This window comes from Flavobacterium tibetense, from assembly GCF_003293845.1.
Lineage (GTDB): Bacteria > Bacteroidota > Bacteroidia > Flavobacteriales > Flavobacteriaceae > Flavobacterium > Flavobacterium tibetense.
Genome location: NZ_QLST01000010.1, coordinates 81,009 through 99,343 on the forward strand (window position 1 = coordinate 81,009; position 18,335 = coordinate 99,343).

An 18,335-nucleotide genomic window follows, 5' to 3' on the forward strand; every position below is an offset into this window, starting at 1 on the left:
GTTAAGGCACTTTTCAGGCAATCATTAGCTAAATTTGAAGTGCTTTTTGAATATCGAGAAAATGAAAACAAATAAATCAGTCATTTATTGGCTACTTTCTGGTTGTGTGTTGTTATTTATTATGGTTATGGTTGGTGGAATCACCCGATTAACCAATTCTGGATTATCCATGACCGATTGGCATTTGATAACCGATACTTTTCCACCAACAAGCGAAGAAAAATGGGTGGAAGCCTTTGAAGAATACAAGAAATTTCCTGAATACCAAAAAATTAACCAATTCCAATCCGGTGGATTTACTTTAGAGGATTACAAATTCATCTACTTTTGGGAATGGTTTCACCGTTTCATTGGAAGAATAATTGGAATCGTTTTTATCATTCCATTTGTGTATTTCTTGATTAAAAAGAAATTGGACAATGAAACCATAAAAAAATGCATCATTCTGCTTTTCATGGGTGGCTTCCAAGGATTTTTGGGTTGGTTCATGGTGAAAAGTGGTTTGGTTGATAATCCTGATGTGAGTCATTATCGTTTGGCTTTGCACTTAACGTTTGCTTTTATTACGTTTGCTTACACGTTTTGGGTAGCATTGGACTTAATTTATCCTGAAAAAGCGCAACCTAACCTTATTCTAAGAAAAATTGCCAGAATTGCTTTAGTTGTTTTAATTATCCAAATTATTTATGGTGGTTTTGTTGCTGGATTAAACGCCGGATTAATTCACAATCATTGGCCATTAATGAGCGATGGTCAATTTTTTCATGAAAGCATTCTGTTAGAAGAATCAACTCTTTTAAAAGCATTTATAGAAGGAAAAAGTGGTATTCAATTTTTTCACCGAACTTTTGCTTATGTTGTAGTTGCAGCTATACTTTGGTTGTATTTCAGAAGTAGAAAATTTGCCTTGACATCTACTCAAAAAAATGGATTAAACATTTTGGTAGTAGTTGTTTTTGTTCAATTTGCTTTGGGAGTATTTACTTTGTTGTATCATGTGCCGCTTTGGTTGGGATTAGCACATCAATTGGTTGCTTTTATTTTATTAACTGCTATGACTTTTGTTTTGCATCGATTTAATAAGTAATGAAAAAATCAATTCTCCCTTTTTTTATTTTTTTGTGTCTTAATATCCTAAAAGCCCAACATAGAGAAGTTGTAGTTTTTTTCAATGATTCTACTTCATTGGATGGATTTGGAGAAGTAAAAAATGATAAAATTTATTTCAAACTTGAACAAAAAGACAAGCCAACTGTATTTGATTATAATTCAGTTCATGCGATTCACTTTGTTGGATATGGTTTTATTGAAAAATATGAATATGTAAAGTCAGATAAATACAAGAAGCCTAAAATAATGGAACTTATTGAAAAAGGGAAAGTTAATTTATACGCATTTTCAGAAATTAGAACTATAGATAATTATAGTTCCAATCAAGTTAATGGTTTTCCCGTTTCTAATTACAAAACTAAATTAATAGTTGAATATTTCATAAAATTCCCTACTAACGAAATAGCTATTGACATCGTTTTTAGTTTTAAGAAAAGGGTTTTAAGGTATTTTTCGGATTGCCCAGAATTAATTGAAAAAGTAAATAATAAAACATTTACCAAATCTACTATTCCTGAAATGATTTATTTTTATAATGATTATTGTAATGATGAATTTTAAAAATCAATTTACAATACCATTATTTTGTATTTGCAAGTACAATCCAAAACAAAAACGTACTTTTGTTGCCCGACTATATTGTCACAGTTCTTTGTTACCAATTTAAATGTCAAAATTAAATGCTAATGATAAGTTTTTAGATTTATCAGATTACGGAAGATCGTTTGGAAGATTCTTTGCCGAGCAACTTAAAGAAACCCGCTTTACAGCTATTCATGTTACATTACTCTTTGGAATTTCTGGACTTATTGCCATTTATTGCATCCTGAATCAACATTACATTGTAGCTTCATTTTTCATTATACTAAAATCTGGAATTGATGCCGCCGATGGTGAACTAGCCCGATTAAAAAAAATGCCTTCTTACACTGGAAGATATTTGGATAGTATTTTCGATATTATTCTAAATTTTTTCTTTCTAGCTGCAATAGGTTATGCTACATCATCTTCGTTTTTTTTGATACTTGGTGCTTTCGTTTGCATACAATTACAAGGCACACTTTATAATTATTACTACGTAATTTTAAGAAATAAATCCATAGGTGGCGATACTACTAGTAAAGTTTTTGAATACAAAACTCCAACTGCTTTACCTGGTGAATCTCAACAAGCAGTCAATATTTTATTTGAAATTTACACTTTAGTTTATGGCGTTTTTGATAAAGTTATTCATTTTTTAGATCCAATGGCTTATAAAGTTAAGACATTTCCAAACTGGTTCATGACTTTACTTTCTGTTTATGGATTAGGCTTTCAATTACTAGTAATTGCTTTTATGTTGACCTTTGGATGGATAGAATTTGTGTTACCTTTTTTTATTTGGTATTCTCTTTTAATTTTGGTCTTAATTGGAATTAGAAAACAGTTTATATCCTAACCAATCTTATGAAATTTTATAATTGATACATTATACTAATAAACTATTATTAAAAACTAAATTAAAAAAATAGGTCTTTTTTTTGATACTAAATTATTTATATTTGTAAAACTAAATGCAAATTTTTTAACTTAAATCATCATGAAAAAATATTTTTATCTTTTATTATTACTCCCATTTTTATCTTTTTCTAAATTTTATTCTGGTGAAATTACTTTGAAAGATAAATCAGTAAAAAAAGGACTTATAGAACTTCCTGATAGTTCTACAGATAAATATATTAAATTTAAAGAATCTAAAAAAAGTAAATCAGAAAAAATTGAGTTAGAAGAAATTATTTTTTTTAGCATTGTGAATGATAAAAGACAAACAAGTAAATTTATTATAACTTATTTAGCAAAATTTAAACCATTTAGCAAAACAAATGAAATAAAAATAGATAAAAATTTATCTTGTGTACGAGTAGTGAAAGAAGGTAAAATAAATTTATACTATGGATGGTTTGTTTCTTCAGGTTATGGTGCATTAGGAACTCCAATGAATCAAGAAAGCGGCTTGTACTTTGTAAACAGACCTAATGAAAATTTTGTTATATTATTACATGATTCTGAACCTGTTAATTGGTTTAGTTTTTTAAAAACTAATGTTGAAAAAATATTTATTGATGATTGTCCAAAATTTCATGAAACATTAGATAAAAAAGTCATTAAAGATAAAGGTATAATTCATATTGTTGATTTGTTTGAACAAAATTGTAATTAGTAAATTAACCAATCCACTCTTTAAAATCACTTACGCGTTCTCGAGCAACAATAACTTCATCGTCTTTATAGCTTGGTAAAACTATTTTTAAACGAGAATTCGTATAAACCTGAATTTCTTTAATTGACTTTAAAGGAATAATGAATTTTCTATTGATACGAAAAAAATCTTTTGGATTGATTTCGTTTTCCAAAATTTCTAATGTCGTATCCAACAAATAATCTCGATTATCCAAAGTATGCAGATAAGTTCCCTTGTTTTCACTGTAAAAACATTCTACTTCTTCAATAGGAATAACTTTTAATTGGTGACCAATTTTAACCGAAAAGCGCTTTTTGTACTCTTTTTCAACTGGGTTAACCAACATTCTTTTAATGGCTTCAAAATCTAGATTAGAAATTGTGTTTTTTTGAAATTGATTTTTGAATTTTGAAATGGCTATTTCTAATTCGTCTTCATCAATAGGTTTTAATAAATAATCAATACTGTTCAGTTTGAAAGCACGTAACGCATATTCATCATAAGCTGTGGTAAAAATTACTGCACTTTTGATATCGATTTGCTCAAATATCTCAAACGATAAACCATCAGACAATTGGATATCAAGAAAAATCAAATCGGGATGCTGATTATTATGAAACCATGTAAGAGCTTCTTCTACAGAATGCAACATAGTATTTACATGCAAGCCTAATTTTTCTACTTTTCGTTGCAACAATCGTGCTGCTGGTTTTTCGTCTTCGATGATTAATATGTTCATTATTTTTTGTTTTTTGTTTCAAGTTTAAGGTTTAAAGTTGAGTACTGAATACTGAAACTGAAAACTGCGACTAATTATTCCCACTTGTTTTTTTCTTTCTCCATGAATTCCTTGATTTTACGTTCTTCCCAATTTTTTCCCATAATCCATTCGGGCATGAAAGTTGATAATCCGTGAGCTGTTAAACCAATCCCCCAAAAGAAGGCAGTGAAAAAATTCTGAATTTGGAAGTAACTTTCTCCTGGTTTCAAGTTTTGGACGTTAAGTATGACAATAGCAATATTAACTACTAAATATACTAAAGCATGTGTGTAAAATCCTTTGATTTGTTTTACTCTTTTTACAGCTCTTTCGTAACGTTCTTTTTCAATATAATTTGTTTCCATGATATTTTAATTATTAGTTTATTGCCATTTGTTTTGTGTATGTTTTTCTTTGTCTAAAATTTCTTGAATTTTGCGTTCTTCCCAAGATTTTCCGTAACCAAAAACGCCCAATCCGTGAAATAACAATCCTAATCCCCAGCCAAACATTGGAAACCAAAACCATTGAAATTTTGAATATGTTTTAAGATTAATAATAATCAAAACAGGGATTACAATTGCATAGGAAATTAAATTCCCATAGAATTCTTTAATGTCTTTTACACGTTTTAGTGCTCTTTCGTAAGCTTGTTGTTCGTTGTATGTGGTTGTATTTTCCATAGTTGAAATTTGTTTAGTTAAAATGGGAAGTTGGACAGAAAATAAATCATTTGATTCTTGAATTTTTACTTTTCTATCAGATAAAATGGCATATCGATTGACTATATTTTGCAAACCAACACCTTTTCTATCTTGTAAAACTTCCTTTTTTTGTAAATTATTTGTTATTATTAATTCGTTATTGGCAACATAAATTTTGATATGAAGTGGTTTTGTTGCGCTAACCACATTGTGCTTGATGCAATTCTCTAAAATAAGTTGTAACGATAACGGAACAACTTTGGCATCCTCATTTTCAGAATGTTCTGGGATTTCAAAAGTGATACTGTTTTCAAATCGCATTTTTAGCAAATTCATGTACGTTTTGGCAAATTGCAATTCTTCTGCAACCGACACCAATTCTTTATTTTTTTGTTCCAAAACATAACGATATACTTTTGAAAGTGAGGTTGTGAACTTTTGCGCATTTTCTGGATTTTCCTCAATCAAAGAACTCAATACATTTAAACTATTAAAAAGAAAATGGGGATCAATTTGATTTTTTAAACTTTCAAATTGCGCTGAAGCCACATTAGCAATGATTTTTTGCTCTTTTACTTTATTTTCTTGAAAGGATTTATAAAAATAAACCAAATGAATGAACAACGAAACAATCAAGGTAATAACTAAAGCTACCATATAATTAGCTGGTTTTTCATGTTGTAAAAACGCTACTATCGTTTTATTTTCAATTCCAACCTGCTCTAGCATTCGCAAGCAAAAAATTATAAAAATGGAAACAAAAAATGAAGCTAAAAATCCAATTAACAAACGCTTAATATGAAACCGATTCTTTTCAAAAATTTTATCTAACTGAATAAAAACAAATGCGTTTGCAAAATAAATAGTTACCGTATAAACCAAGATGTATATAAATTGCAACTTCAGCCATTCATAATTTAATTGAGGATTACCAAGTATAAAATTGATTACAACAATTACAAAAAAAATGATGATTGAAATCAATAAAGCCTTGCCTATTTCTTTTAGATAATTCATTTTTAGTTTATTTACATTGTTTTAAAGCTTCTTCTGCTCTATCTAATCCCCAATTAGGGTGCAACGGGGTTTCAGGTTTAAATGTAGCAAAAAGTTTGATTGCTTTTTCAAATTCTACACACATTGCAGCAGTATCTTGTCCAAAATAAGCTGCCATTCCTTTTTCAAAATCGGCTTTTTGAAACACTACCCGAGGATTTTCAGGAGCAATTTTGTATGCTTTATTTAAAATATACAGAACATCACCCGATAATTTTTGTCCGTTAATCATTGGATCAAAAACAATCCATGCTGTGTGAATCATCGCTTGCACAACTAAAACTTCTGGATTTTCCAGTGCCAATGCATTTGCCTTATCTTGTGCTTTTTGAGCTTGTTCTAAACTGGTTTTCATTTTAATTTTATCACTTGAATTTTCATAAGCATTTACTGTATGAATGAATGCTATGTAATAATACGGCAACCAATTTTCTTTCTCATTCCTAGTAATTTTGTCCAATGCAGTCAAAGCTTCTGAAGACTTTCCTTCATTCCAAAAATGGACGGCTTTACTCATGTCTTTTTCAAAAGATGTTTGTCCACTTACTACAGTGGCAACAAACAGAGCTAAAGTTGTGATTAGTTTTAACATAATTTTTTTTTAATTGATTTATAGTACAAATGTCAGCTATAAAGTCATCTTGTAAAATTGAAACTAACCCAACTGTCATTTTTTTAGGACGAACTGTAAAAACATGAAAGTTTAACAAATCAACAGGCATTAAGGCATGCATTTTGTTGTTACTTTTTAAACTAAAAGCTCATGAAAAAACAATTTGTATTAGCACTTTTCTTATTCTCCACACTATTCATTCAAGCGCAAACTAAAAATTATGGTGGCTGGTATATGTATTTTGGTACTTTCAACATCAAAAACTCAGATTTTAAAGTTCATTTCGAAGTTCAAGATCGTTACCACAACATCGCAAACGATTTAGAGCAATTGCTTATCCGAACAGGTTTGCAATATAATCCAGTAGAGAACGTAACCTTTACTGGTGGCTATGGTTTCATACAATCGGAACAAGTTGGTGAATTTGATTCCCCAAAAATTGAAAATCGTTTGTACCAGGAAGTTTTATTAGCCCAAAAGATTAGTAAACTTCCAATAAGACATCGTTTTAGATACGAACAACGCTTTACAGAAAATATAGATTTCAGAACTCGTTTTCGTTACATGTTTGCAGTTGATGTTCCTATTACAAAGCAAAATGACCTAACAAAATTGTATGCTGCTTTTTATAACGAACTTTTCATCAATGGTGAAATAAATGAAGCTTCCTCTTCCCTATTTGATAGGAATCGTATTTACATTGGAACGGGTTACAAATTACAAAAAAACTTAGCACTGCAATTGGGCGTAATGAATCAATTGCTAGAAAATGATGCAAAACCACGAATCATGTTATCTTTGCATCATAATTTTGATATTTAATACTTGTATCTCAATTATATAAAATCCATCAAATAGTTCTTATTTGTTCCTCTATAAAAATTCAAACAAAATTTTACAATTTACCATACTAAATTGAAGTTTTTCTCAAAGAGTTAAATTCTTTTTTTCTTTACAAATCCTGATAGTCTGCCAATTGAGTTTTATGAGAAATAAACTTATAAACAGTCCAAAATAAAGTCTAAAATATTGCTTACTTTTGCTTTTCTTAAAATTTCAAGATTATGATTTATAAATTCAGAGTGATACTCGATGCAGAAGAAGATATTTTTAGAGATATTGCCATTGAAAGCGACAACACTTTAGAAGAATTTCACAATGCCATAGTGAACGCTTTTGGTTTTGATGGTACGGAAACTGGCTCTTTTTTTACTTGTGAAGACGATTGGACATGGAACGAAGAAGATGAAATTCCGCTTTTCGACATAGGTGAAGTTCCTGGTGAAATGAAAACCATGCCCGATTTTAAAATCGATGATTTGGTTCACCAAGACAATACCAAATTAGTATACATTTACGACTTCTTTAGTATGTGGACATTCTTCGTAGAATTAGCAGCTATTGAAGAAAAACAAATTGGTGTTACTTATCCTGAACTTTTATTCTCTCATGGCGTTTTACCAGCCGAAGCAGGCTCAAGTGGATTAAGAGGCGATATTTCAAACGACGATATTTATGGCGATTTCGAAGACGATATCGATGATGAAGATTACGATATGTTTGATGGAGACGACAGTTTCGAAGATTTCGGTTTCGAAGAAAATTGGAATTAATTATCAAGAAAATAGATATTAGAAGTTAGAAATTAGACTTCTTACAATCAAATAACCAGAACATAAAGTCTTTATTCTAAAGTCTTTGTTCTTTATTCTTAAAAAAATGATCAACTTATTCAACGCCCATATAGAAAACCTTTCGATTCATAGAGTTGGAAACAAAAGCCGAAATGAAGCTATTTTCCTTTCGGATAATCCGTATACTTTGAACGATGAAATTATGCCATTGCTCAAAGAATATTTCTTCAAACCTTTTCGTGAGAAAGAAGAAAATTACTTCCAATTTGCCCATGAAGTTGATTTAGAATACAATGAAATGTTCAATTTAGCAACAGAGGTTTTTACCAATCCAAGCGAAATTCACAATGTTTCTAAAAAAATCACAAAGCATTTGTTTGAGCAATCGAATCATCCGCATATCAAAAATGGTGAAGTTTATGTAACGTATTTTACCAATGTTTCTATTGATAACAATGTAGTAGATGCAATTGGCGTTTTCAAAAGTGAAATTAAAACCGATTTCCTACAATTTGAAGAAAACGGAAACAACCTAGAAATGATTCTTCAACAAGGAATCAACTTAAACAAGCAAGATAAAGGTTGCATCATTTTCAACTACAAAAAAGAAGAAGGTTACAAAATTTTAACGGTTGACAGCAATCGTTACGATGCGCGTTATTGGTTAGAACATTTCCTTTCGGTTGATGTGTTTCAAGACGAAAATTTCATGACCAAAAAGTATTTGAAATTTTGCCAAGATTTTGCTAAAGAAGTAGTTTTACCCGCCGAAGACAAACAACAAGAAGTGTTGTTCATGAACCGAGCAATCAATCACTTCGCTAAAAACGATGAATTTGAAGAAACGGCTTTCTTGAACGAAGTGATGCAAAATCCAGAGTTCATTCCCGAATTTAAAAACTATAAAGTAGATAAAGGTGCCAAATACAGCATTGAAGATGTTTCTAGTTTTCCAATTGCCAATGCAGCAGTTACCGATGTGCGTAGAACATTAAAAAACACCATTCAGTTGGATACCAATATTCAAATTAAATTGGATTTTATCAATCCAGAAAGCGCTGAGAAATTCGTTGAAAAAGGTTGGGACGAAGAAAAACAAATGTATTATTACTTGGTTTATTTTAATAAAGAGCAGAAAAGTTAAGTCCTTTTAAATTATACTAAATCCTCATAGTCATTTGATTGTGAGGATTTTTTTTAAACTTTAACATAATTTTGTTTAATTAAATCCTATTTGTGTTAAACAAATTTTGTACTTTTGATAAAAATTAAAACATCATGGCAAAGAAGAAAAATATTACTAAAGAAAATGTAATCGGGTTTTACATGGATTATTTTTTGGAACACAACAAAAAACCAAATACCGTATACCAATTCGCCAAATTGAACAATTTTGGAGAAGCGGAATTCTACAAACATTTCACCAATTTTGAAACCATTGACGAAACCATTTTTGAAGTGTTTTTTGAGCAAACCTTGCAATTGCTTCAAAAGAGTGACGAATATGAAACGTATGATGCCAAAACCAAATTATTGAGCTTTTACTATACTTTTTTCGAAATTTTAACTGCCAATAGAAGTTTTGTAGTAGCGATTCTCAATCATGATAAAAACCAATTAAAAAACATGAAGAAATTAGATTTGTTGCGCAAACATTTCAAGAATTTCTTCCAATCACTCGAAATTGAGAAATTAGATTTACAACAAGAAAAGTTGATTGAATTACAAGAAAAAAGCATGAATGAAATGGCTTGGATTCAATTTGCTTTACTACTAAAATTTTGGATAGACGATACTTCTTCCTCTTTTGAAAAAACAGATATTTTTATTGAAAAATCAGTAAATGCTAGCTTCGATTTAATGGATATAAAACCTTTAAAAAGCTTATTTGATTTAGGAAAATTCATGTGGAAAGAAAAAGTAAGCATGAAAATGTAGGTTCAAAACCTTATAAAAAAACACTATGAAAACTATAGATTCTATTCCAACTTCCAAAATACAACGTGCTTCAAAATTGATTCAAACGGGTGCTAAAGTTGGGGTAAATTACCTGAAATATTACGGTGAAAAAATCACCAAAACGGAAGAAGAAGCCAAAGAAAACTTAAACGCTTCCAATGCAGAAGACATTTACGATGGACTAAAGCAATTAAAAGGAAGCGCTTTAAAAGTAGCACAAATGTTGAGCATGGAAAAAAGCATTTTGCCGCAAGCGTATGTAGATAAATTCTCGTTAGCACAATTTTCGGTTCCGCCGCTTTCTGCCCCATTGGTTACTAAAACTTTCAAGAATTATTTTGGTAAAAGTCCGAATGAAATTTACGATACATTCAATCCCAATTCAGTAAATGCGGCTAGTATTGGTCAAGTACATTTAGCTACAAAAGACGGAAAGAAATTGGCAGTAAAAATCCAATATCCAGGCGTTGCGGAAAGTATTTCATCAGATTTGGCTTTGGTTAAACCGATTGCCATAAAAATGTTCAACATTAAAGGTAAAGATTCGGATAAATATTTCAAAGAAGTTGAAAATAAGTTAATTGAGGAAACCAATTATATCAATGAAGTAGAGCAAAGTATCGCCATGGCTGAAGCTTGTAAACATTTACCTAATTTGGCATTTCCAAAGTATTACAAAGAATTGTCTTCTGATAGAATCATCACTATGGATTGGATGGAAGGCGAACATTTATCTGAATTTACAGCTCACAATACGAATCAGGAATTAAGCAATAAAATAGGGCAAGCACTTTGGGATTTTTATATGTTCCAAATGCACCGATTGAAAAAAGTGCATGCTGATCCGCACCCAGGAAATTTTCTAATTTCAAAAGATGAGAAGTTAGTTGCATTAGATTTTGGTTGTATTAAAGTAGTTCCAGAGGAATTTTACATTCCGTATTTTGAATTGGCAAAAAAAGAAAGCTTAGAAAATCCGGCATATTTTAAACAAAGATTATATGAATTAGAAGTTCTAAAACCAGAAGATACTAAAGAAGAACAAGCATTTTTCTATGAAATGTTTCACGAATTATTAAGTATTTTCACTGAACCACTTCATTCGGAAATATTTGATTTTTCAGATGCTACATTTTTTGGAAGAATTGCTGATTTGGGAGAGCGCTATTCTAAAAACACAGAATTGCGAAAAATGAATGGAAACAGAGGTTCTCAGCATTTTATTTATATAAACCGAACCTTCTTTGGTTTGTATAATTTAATGCACGATTTAAAAGCTAAAGATATAAAAATTAATAATTTTAATTAGTAGTAAAATGCTTTTTAACACCACTTATAAAGATGATAAAATTAGTAATAGAATTAGTGAAATTACTGGCAAGCCTTATAATTTCGTTCAAAGCATAAAATTAGGCGGAACTGGTTCACATCGTATGATAATAAGCGAAGCAAGTAAACATTTTGAACACTGTTTAAATCAAGTTGCTGATACGCAATATTGTAATTTAGAACTTAGACCAAATGGTGTTTTGTTACATATTAATAAGGGTTTGGCTAACTACACTTGGGCGATACCCTATTACCAACTGGTGATTTATAAAAGTAAAACCTTAAGCATTCATGCCAATGGTATGTTTGTCAAAATAAAATTGGATAAGAATTTTCAAAGGAATTACAAATTCTTCAACCGATTAGAAAATATAAAATTGGCACAAACAGAGGCGCACAATTTTATCCATTAATTTTTAGTTTAGTTTGTTTATAATTGGTTAAACGAAAAACTCCTAAGCGGTTAACTTAGGAGTTTTTTATATATAAACTAAAATGTTCTAATTAAGACAAAGCCGCTTTTACTTGGTCAGCTGCTTCTTGGAATTGAACAGCAGATAAAATTGGCATTCCTGAATTATCGATTAAATCTTTAGCGATTTCAGCATTTGTTCCTTGTAAACGCACAATGATTGGCACTTTAATAGCGTCACCCATGTTTTTGTAAGCATCAACAACACCCTGAGCAACACGGTCACAACGAACGATTCCACCAAAAATGTTAATTAAAATAGCTTTTACATTAGGATCTTTTAAGATAATACGGAAAGCAGTTTCTACACGTTTTGCATCAGCAGTTCCACCTACGTCTAAGAAGTTTGCAGGTTCAAAACCAGCGTACTTAATTAAATCCATAGTTGCCATTGCTAAACCAGCACCGTTAACCATACAACCTACAGTTCCATCTAAATCAACGTAGTTTAATCCTACTTCTTTAGCTTCAACTTCGATTGGGTTTTCCTCACGGATATCACGCATTTCAGCTAAATCTTTGTGACGGAATAAAGCGTTGTCATCTAAATCTACTTTAGCATCAACTGCAATAATTTTATTATCTGAAGTTTTTAAAACTGGATTAATTTCAAACATGGAAGCATCTGAACCTACGTAAGCTTTGTATAATGCGTCAACGAATTTCAACATTTCTTTAAAAGCATCACCTGAAAGTCCTAAGTTGAAAGCAATTCTTCTTGCTTGGAAACCTTGTAAACCAACAGCTGGGTCAATTTCTTCAGTAAAAATTAAATGTGGCGTGTGTTCAGCAACTTCTTCAATATCCATTCCACCTTCAGTAGAATACATAATCATGTTACGACCAGCACCTCTATTTAACAAAACAGACATATAAAACTCTTTCGTTTCACTTTCACCTGGATAGTAAACATCTTCTGCTACTAACACTTTATGAACTCTTTTTCCTTGTGGAGGAGTTTGAGGTGTAATTAAGTCCATTCCAATAATTTGACCAGCAATTTCAGCTACTTGATCTAAATTCTTAGCTAATTTAACGCCACCGCCTTTTCCACGACCACCTGCGTGAATTTGAGCTTTGATTACATGCCAACCAGTTCCTGTTTCAGAAGTTAATTGTTTTGCTTTTGCTACTGCTTCTTCAGCATTATTAGCAACATAACCACGTTGAACGCGAACGCCGTAACTAGCTAATATTTCTTTACCTTGATATTCGTGTAAGTTCATAATTTGATACGTTTTTCTTTTTTTAAAAGTGCCACAAAAATAACAAACATATTTTGAAAACTACTATTTTTTTTCATTTAATTTGGCTATTTGGTATACATAGCTTTGTTTTTTAGTTCGATTAAAATTGGCGTTTTGTTATTTAAATAACATTTTGTTACTTTTTGTTATATTCTGTTAATTATTTGGTTATGCATGAATCCCAATGTTTCTTTGCAAAAAATTTTAAAAAATGAATACTGAAAATTTAAACACTGCTGCTGCACAATTTGGATTGCCTTTATATGTGTACCATTCTGAAAAAATTGAGAGTCAATACAACCGTTTAACTCAAGCGTTTGCCAAGGTTCCACGTTTTAAGATTCATTATGCGGTTAAAGCATTGTCAAATGTTAGTATTTTAAAAATCATAAAGAATTTAGGCGGTGGTTTAGATACGGTTTCTATTGAAGAAGTTCAACTAGGATTGTATGCTGGTTTTGCTCCAAGCGAAATTATTTATACACCTAATGGCGTTTCGATGGAAGAAATTGAACAAGTAGCTGCCATGGGCGTTCAAATCAATATTGACAATCTGTCGATTTTAGAGCAATTTGGTACTAAGCATCCTACTATTCCGGTTTGTATTCGTATTAATCCTCATGTTATGGCTGGTGGAAACGCTAATATTTCTGTGGGACATATTGATAGTAAATTTGGAATTTCTATTCACCAATTGCCTCATATTTTGAGAATTGTGGAAAATACCAAAATGCACATCAACGGTATTCACATGCATACCGGTTCGGATATTTTGGATGTAGAAGTATTTTTATATGCTGCTGAAATCTTATTTGATACAGCCAAAAACTTCAAAGAATTAGATTTTATTGACTTTGGAAGCGGATTTAAAGTTCCGTACAAAGCAGGTGATATTGAAACGGATGTAGAAGAATTTGGTAAAAAATTAACCAAAAGATTTCTAGCCTTCGAAAAAGAATACGGTCGCGAATTGACGTTAGCGTTTGAGCCTGGAAAATTTCTAGTAAGTGAAGCTGGATATTTCCTAACGAAAGTCAATGTGGTAAAACAAACGACTTCAACTGTTTTTGCTGGAGTAGATAGTGGATTTAATCATTTGATACGTCCGATGTTATATGGAGCCCAACATCACATCGAAAACATTTCTAACCCCAATGGAAAAGAACGTTTTTACTCGGTTGTGGGCTACATCTGTGAAACCGACACCTTTGCTTCCAACCGAAGAATTACAGAAATTACAGAAGGTGATATTTTATGTTTCAAAAATGCGGGAGCCTATTGTTTTTCAATGGCGTCTAACTACAATTCGAGAGTAAAACCAGCCGAAGTAATTTGGCATAACGGCGAAGCGCATTTAATTAGACAAAGAGAAACCTTTGAAGATATTTTGAAAAATCAGGTGATTCCTTCTACTATTGAAGAACCCGTTTTAGTTTAGAGCAACAGATAGACTTATTACCTTTTATTAATATGCAAAAACTCCAATAAAAAACAGAACATGCTTGAAAAACAACAGCACTTTTCATACAAAAACTTAACCTTAATCTCATCAATTATGAAAACATTTGAAATTTTATTAGCTGAGGATAATGAAGGGGACATTGTTCTTACTATTGAATCATTAGAAGATAGTAAACTAATAAAAAATATAAATGTTGTTAAAAACGGAAAAGATGCTGTTGATTTTATTATGAAAGAAGGAAATTACGTAATGGCTAATCGTCCTGATTTGATTTTATTAGACGTAAATCTTCCATTAAAAAATGGTTATGAAGTACTAAAAATAATTAAAAATAACGAAAAAACTAAACAAATCCCTGTAATAATGCTAACAACCTCTTCATCCGAAGAAGATATTAATTTATCAATTAGCAATCATGCAAATGCATTTATAACTAAACCCATTGAACCAGAAAATTACTCCAATATTAGAACAAAAGTTGAAAATTTCCTTCTTAAAATAAATTCAGTTAAAATCAATAAAAAAAGCTAATCTGCTTTCTGACAATTGAACCAAAAAAATGTATTTCCTAACTGTGGATATTTTCTAAAAGTTACGAATTCCATATTATCTAATTACTTCTTCCAAAACCTCAGCATCGGTTGCATTTGGTAATGTGGTTTTTAATTGAAATGCTAATGTTGGTGCTATTTGAGTAATTTCTTTTTTAGCATAAGAAGCTCCTTTTGGGATTTTCCAACCAAAGAAAATTAGCGGCACATGCGTATCATACGTATAAGACGTTCCGTGTGAAGTACCAACAGCTGAATATTCAATATAACCAGGTTTATACGTAAAAACCAATTCTCCATTTTGAACCGGATCATATCCTTTGGAAATAAAATTCAAATACGTATCAGTTGTTGAGCCTACCAAAATTTCTTCTTCTGTATAAACGCGTTTTACCGCTTTTTGTTGGTACAAATAGTTTTTAAAATCTTGCTTTACTTGGTTCAAATCAATACCATTTGCTGTTAATAATGGTTTATTGAAAAACAAATTGAAATTGGAATAATCCAACAACACGTCAATACCATACATTTTCTCTGAAAAACGTCTTAAATCATTTTCGAAGTTTTTTCTATTGATGTTATCTACATCATAACGGCTGTCTTTTAAATGTTTGACATTCTCTGCTCCTCCGTGATCAGCTGTTAGGAAAACCAAATAATTTCCTTTTCCAATTTTCTTATCCAAATACGTTAAAAAATCAGCAATAGTTTCATCCAAACGCAAATAGGTATCTTGAATTTCAACCGAACGTGGTCCCATTGTATGTCCAATATAATCAGTTGAAGAGAAACTTACTGCTAGAAAATCGGTAATGTTGTCGACCCCTAAATTCTCGTTTTCAATGGTTCTTTTGGCAAAATCGGCCAACAAATTATTTCCATACGGACTTGAACGCAACACGCCAGCATCGTTATTTTCATACATTTCCTTCATGTTATAAGGGAAAAATGGCGTTTTCTTGAACAATTTTCCTTCGTAGGGATTGTTATCGCTTAAACTTTCGTTGTAGGTTGCTTTAGGTTTTAGTAAATCCCAACCTTTTTCTAAGTAGGTCAAATAGTTTTTTTCGTTGTTGAATTGTGTTACCCAATCTGGTAATTTTTCACCGTAATACGTACTTGAAATAAAAGCACCAGTTTTACTGTACCAAAATGCCCAATCCGCAAAATGTCCAGCTGGCAAAATGGCACCTCTATCTTTGATACTAATTCCAATGACTTTCCCTTTGAAGTTGGTTGCCAATTTTAATTCATCAGTAATGGTAGTACTTTGCAAATTTCTTGGCGACATCATGCCTTCTTTTTCCGTGCCATCGCCTATGGTTTTTACTTGTTCGTCATCGGTACAATACAATTCTTTTCCTGTGGCTTTGTTGAACCATTCGTTTCCCACAATACCATGAACCGCAGGAACGGCTCCAGTGTAAATCGTAGCATGACCAGGCGCAGTGTATGTTGGCATGTAGTTGTAATGCATGTTATGATAAGTAAAACCTTCTTGCATTAAGCGTTTGAAACCATTAGCCGAAAAATCATCTGAAAAACGGTATAAATATTCCATTTTCATTTGATCTACCACGATACCAACAACTAATTTGGGTTTATCTTGTGCTGAACTTTCTAAAATTAATAAGGAAATCAGGCAAAAAAGTATCTTTTTCATTTCGAATTGTATTTATCACAAAAATACAGTTTTGAATTGGAAATGATGTTAAGGGAAGATGAAAAAGCAAAATTTAAAAATAATGAAGTAAATAAAATTTAAATGAACCATTTTAAAGATGTTTAGTTTAAAAAACTTTCATTTTTAAACCACATAGAAACATAGAAAAAAGAGATTAGAATAGTCAAAATTATTTGTTGCACATAGCTATGTTTTCTAAACCTGAGTATTACGTCTCTGAAAATTTATAAGCTATGTTTCTATGTGGTTTAAGATAAAAAACTAATTTCTAAGTAATAATTGAAAGCTCAATGAAATCTTTTCATTTTTCTGCCATTCGTTGTTTACATTATACCAAGTATCTACAAACTCTTTAACAGTGATTGCATCTAAAGAAGGTTCGTAAAAAAACCAATTCGGGTCATATTCTGAAAATTTTTTATTTTGATCTAAGAATAAATAATTAACCATAACAAATATTCCATTTTCAGGAAATTCAATATTAAACTTACTTAAATCAACTTCACTTGTATGACTTCCTTTTTTGAGTTTACAAATTATAGTTTCATTATTTATAATCTCATTTGGCACTCCATCTTCTGAAACGGAATACAATAAAACCGAAACAATACGATTATTTTCTGAGGAAAAAGCTTTAAATCTAAATTTGTCTATGATTAAATTCGATTTAGAATTGTCTTGAAAAAATTTTCCAATCCTAGAAATTTCTTTGTCTTTTGTGGCTACAATTCCAACATTACCGCTTTTGAGCTTACCTAATGTTTCTTTAATAACTTTTTTTCTTTTTAAATTCAGAGTTACTTCTTCTAAAGTAATTAATTTTTCTTTTAGAAAAATTGTGTTATTTTTAATGACTTTAGCTTCATAAAGTGTATTAAATCCCGTGGCTTCAACCTTAAAAGTAGAATTTAAATTTGACTCATTTACATAAAAAACACCTAATGAATCTGTTGTAGCATAAACTTTGTTTGATAACCAAATAGTTGCATAAGAAATTGGCAAATTGGAATCCTCACTTAAAACATTAACTTGAATTTGTCCTCTTGTAAAAGAAAACAACATTAGAAATAGAGATAAGAAAACAAACTTCATAAGAGGAATTTTGTAAAGATTAAGTCTTCTACTCCATCTCCAAAATATCATACGCAAAAGTAAAATCCTTATGATACACGTATAATTGCGCTTTTTTAACGTCTAAGCGCAAAATGATAGCAATTTTCACTGCAATTCCTTCATGATTTCTACAGATGAACGAATTGATTTCATCTACTTTGGTTACTTCTTTTGGTAAGTATTCCAAAATTTTATAGTGCTGAATTTCCGAAGAATAAATTACAATTTTATCTTTATCGTAGTCCAATGAAATGATTATTTCTGTTGGTGTTGGTTTTGACCATTTAGCCGATTTTCCTTTTGTACCTTGTTGTAAAACCGAAACACTGGTAGTTTTAAAACGAAATTGTTGGGCATAAGTAGTTGCTCCAAAAAGGAAAAAAAGGATTAAGATGTATTTAAATATTTTCATAAATGTAA

General features: G+C 30.8%; 20 protein-coding genes. 12 read left to right on the plus strand and 8 right to left on the minus strand.

The window, feature by feature from the left end; all coding sequences use genetic code 11:
- The first annotated feature begins 61 nt into the window (after positions 1-61).
- The 4 genes from DPN68_RS09080 to DPN68_RS09095 all read left to right on the plus strand — a co-directional run bounded on the left by DPN68_RS09080 (position 62) and on the right by DPN68_RS09095 (position 3,310).
- Positions 62-1,087, plus strand: coding sequence for a COX15/CtaA family protein (locus DPN68_RS09080; RefSeq protein WP_113989338.1), 1,026 nt, complete (start codon positions 62-64; stop codon positions 1,085-1,087).
- Positions 1,087-1,671, plus strand: coding sequence for a hypothetical protein (locus tag DPN68_RS09085; protein ID WP_113989339.1), 585 nt, complete (start codon positions 1,087-1,089; stop codon positions 1,669-1,671). Before DPN68_RS09080 ends, DPN68_RS09085 begins: the two co-directional genes overlap by 1 nt.
- Before the next feature lie 106 nt (positions 1,672-1,777).
- Positions 1,778-2,548, plus strand: a complete 771-nt coding sequence (locus tag DPN68_RS09090; protein WP_113989340.1) for a CDP-alcohol phosphatidyltransferase family protein — start codon at positions 1,778-1,780, stop codon at positions 2,546-2,548.
- A 141-nt stretch (positions 2,549-2,689) separates the two neighbouring features.
- Entirely contained in the window at positions 2,690-3,310 is a 621-nt protein-coding gene (locus DPN68_RS09095; RefSeq protein ID WP_113989341.1) for a hypothetical protein, read from the plus strand.
- Positions 3,311-3,314: 4 nt separating this feature from the next.
- On the opposite strand, the gene DPN68_RS09100 is transcribed toward DPN68_RS09095, so the two are convergent.
- The 4 genes from DPN68_RS09100 to DPN68_RS09115 form a co-directional block, all read right to left on the minus strand.
- Positions 3,315-4,070, minus strand: coding sequence for a LytR/AlgR family response regulator transcription factor (locus tag DPN68_RS09100; protein WP_113989342.1), 756 nt, complete (start codon positions 4,068-4,070; stop codon positions 3,315-3,317).
- Between the two features lie 74 nt (positions 4,071-4,144).
- A complete protein-coding gene (locus DPN68_RS09105; protein ID WP_113989343.1) occupies positions 4,145-4,456 on the minus strand; it encodes a 2TM domain-containing protein in 312 nt (103 codons plus the stop codon).
- A gap of 18 nt (positions 4,457-4,474) precedes the next feature.
- Complete coding sequence (locus DPN68_RS09110; protein ID WP_113989344.1) at positions 4,475-5,812, minus strand: 2TM domain-containing protein; 1,338 nt, start codon at positions 5,810-5,812, stop codon at positions 4,475-4,477.
- Positions 5,813-5,819: 7 nt separating this feature from the next.
- Positions 5,820-6,443, minus strand: coding sequence for a tetratricopeptide repeat protein (locus DPN68_RS09115; protein ID WP_113989345.1), 624 nt, complete (start codon positions 6,441-6,443; stop codon positions 5,820-5,822).
- 171 nt (positions 6,444-6,614) lie between these two features.
- Between DPN68_RS09115 and DPN68_RS09120 the strand changes: the two genes are divergently transcribed.
- From DPN68_RS09120 to DPN68_RS09145, 6 genes are all read left to right on the plus strand, one after another.
- Positions 6,615-7,286, plus strand: a complete 672-nt coding sequence (locus DPN68_RS09120; protein WP_113989346.1) for a DUF2490 domain-containing protein — start codon at positions 6,615-6,617, stop codon at positions 7,284-7,286.
- A 242-nt stretch (positions 7,287-7,528) separates the two neighbouring features.
- Complete coding sequence (locus DPN68_RS09125; protein WP_113989347.1) at positions 7,529-8,077, plus strand: IS1096 element passenger TnpR family protein; 549 nt, start codon at positions 7,529-7,531, stop codon at positions 8,075-8,077.
- A 106-nt stretch (positions 8,078-8,183) separates the two neighbouring features.
- Complete coding sequence (locus DPN68_RS09130) at positions 8,184-9,242, plus strand: nucleoid-associated protein (protein ID WP_113989348.1); 1,059 nt, start codon at positions 8,184-8,186, stop codon at positions 9,240-9,242.
- Positions 9,243-9,376: 134 nt separating this feature from the next.
- Positions 9,377-10,036, plus strand: coding sequence for a TetR family transcriptional regulator C-terminal domain-containing protein (locus tag DPN68_RS09135; RefSeq protein ID WP_113989349.1), 660 nt, complete (start codon positions 9,377-9,379; stop codon positions 10,034-10,036).
- Positions 10,037-10,061: 25 nt separating this feature from the next.
- Positions 10,062-11,366, plus strand: coding sequence for an ABC1 kinase family protein (locus DPN68_RS09140; RefSeq protein WP_113989350.1), 1,305 nt, complete (start codon positions 10,062-10,064; stop codon positions 11,364-11,366).
- Positions 11,367-11,373: 7 nt separating this feature from the next.
- A complete protein-coding gene (locus DPN68_RS09145; protein ID WP_113989351.1) occupies positions 11,374-11,799 on the plus strand; it encodes a hypothetical protein in 426 nt (141 codons plus the stop codon).
- A 91-nt stretch (positions 11,800-11,890) separates the two neighbouring features.
- On the opposite strand, the gene sucC is transcribed toward DPN68_RS09145, so the two are convergent.
- A complete protein-coding gene (gene sucC / locus DPN68_RS09150) occupies positions 11,891-13,084 on the minus strand; it encodes an ADP-forming succinate--CoA ligase subunit beta (protein WP_113989352.1) in 1,194 nt (397 codons plus the stop codon).
- A gap of 232 nt (positions 13,085-13,316) precedes the next feature.
- On the opposite strand from sucC, the gene lysA reads away from it, so the two are divergent.
- Together lysA and DPN68_RS09160 are read left to right on the plus strand one after the other, a co-directional pair.
- Positions 13,317-14,543, plus strand: coding sequence for a diaminopimelate decarboxylase (gene lysA, locus DPN68_RS09155; RefSeq protein WP_113989353.1), 1,227 nt, complete (start codon positions 13,317-13,319; stop codon positions 14,541-14,543).
- 60 nt (positions 14,544-14,603) lie between these two features.
- Entirely contained in the window at positions 14,604-15,098 is a 495-nt protein-coding gene (locus DPN68_RS09160; protein WP_239987067.1) for a response regulator, read from the plus strand.
- Between the two features lie 75 nt (positions 15,099-15,173).
- Here the strand turns inward: DPN68_RS09160 and pafA are convergent, their stop codons facing one another.
- The 3 genes from pafA to DPN68_RS09175 all read right to left on the minus strand — a co-directional run bounded on the left by pafA (position 15,174) and on the right by DPN68_RS09175 (position 18,327).
- A complete protein-coding gene (pafA, locus tag DPN68_RS09165; RefSeq protein WP_113989355.1) occupies positions 15,174-16,781 on the minus strand; it encodes an alkaline phosphatase PafA in 1,608 nt (535 codons plus the stop codon).
- Positions 16,782-17,063: 282 nt separating this feature from the next.
- Positions 17,064-17,894: a hypothetical protein gene (locus DPN68_RS09170; protein ID WP_133256589.1), complete on the minus strand. Its 831-nt coding sequence runs from the start codon at positions 17,892-17,894 to the stop codon at positions 17,064-17,066.
- A 28-nt stretch (positions 17,895-17,922) separates the two neighbouring features.
- A complete protein-coding gene (locus DPN68_RS09175; protein WP_113989357.1) occupies positions 17,923-18,327 on the minus strand; it encodes a hypothetical protein in 405 nt (134 codons plus the stop codon).
- Between the last annotated feature and the right edge of the window lie 8 nt (positions 18,328-18,335).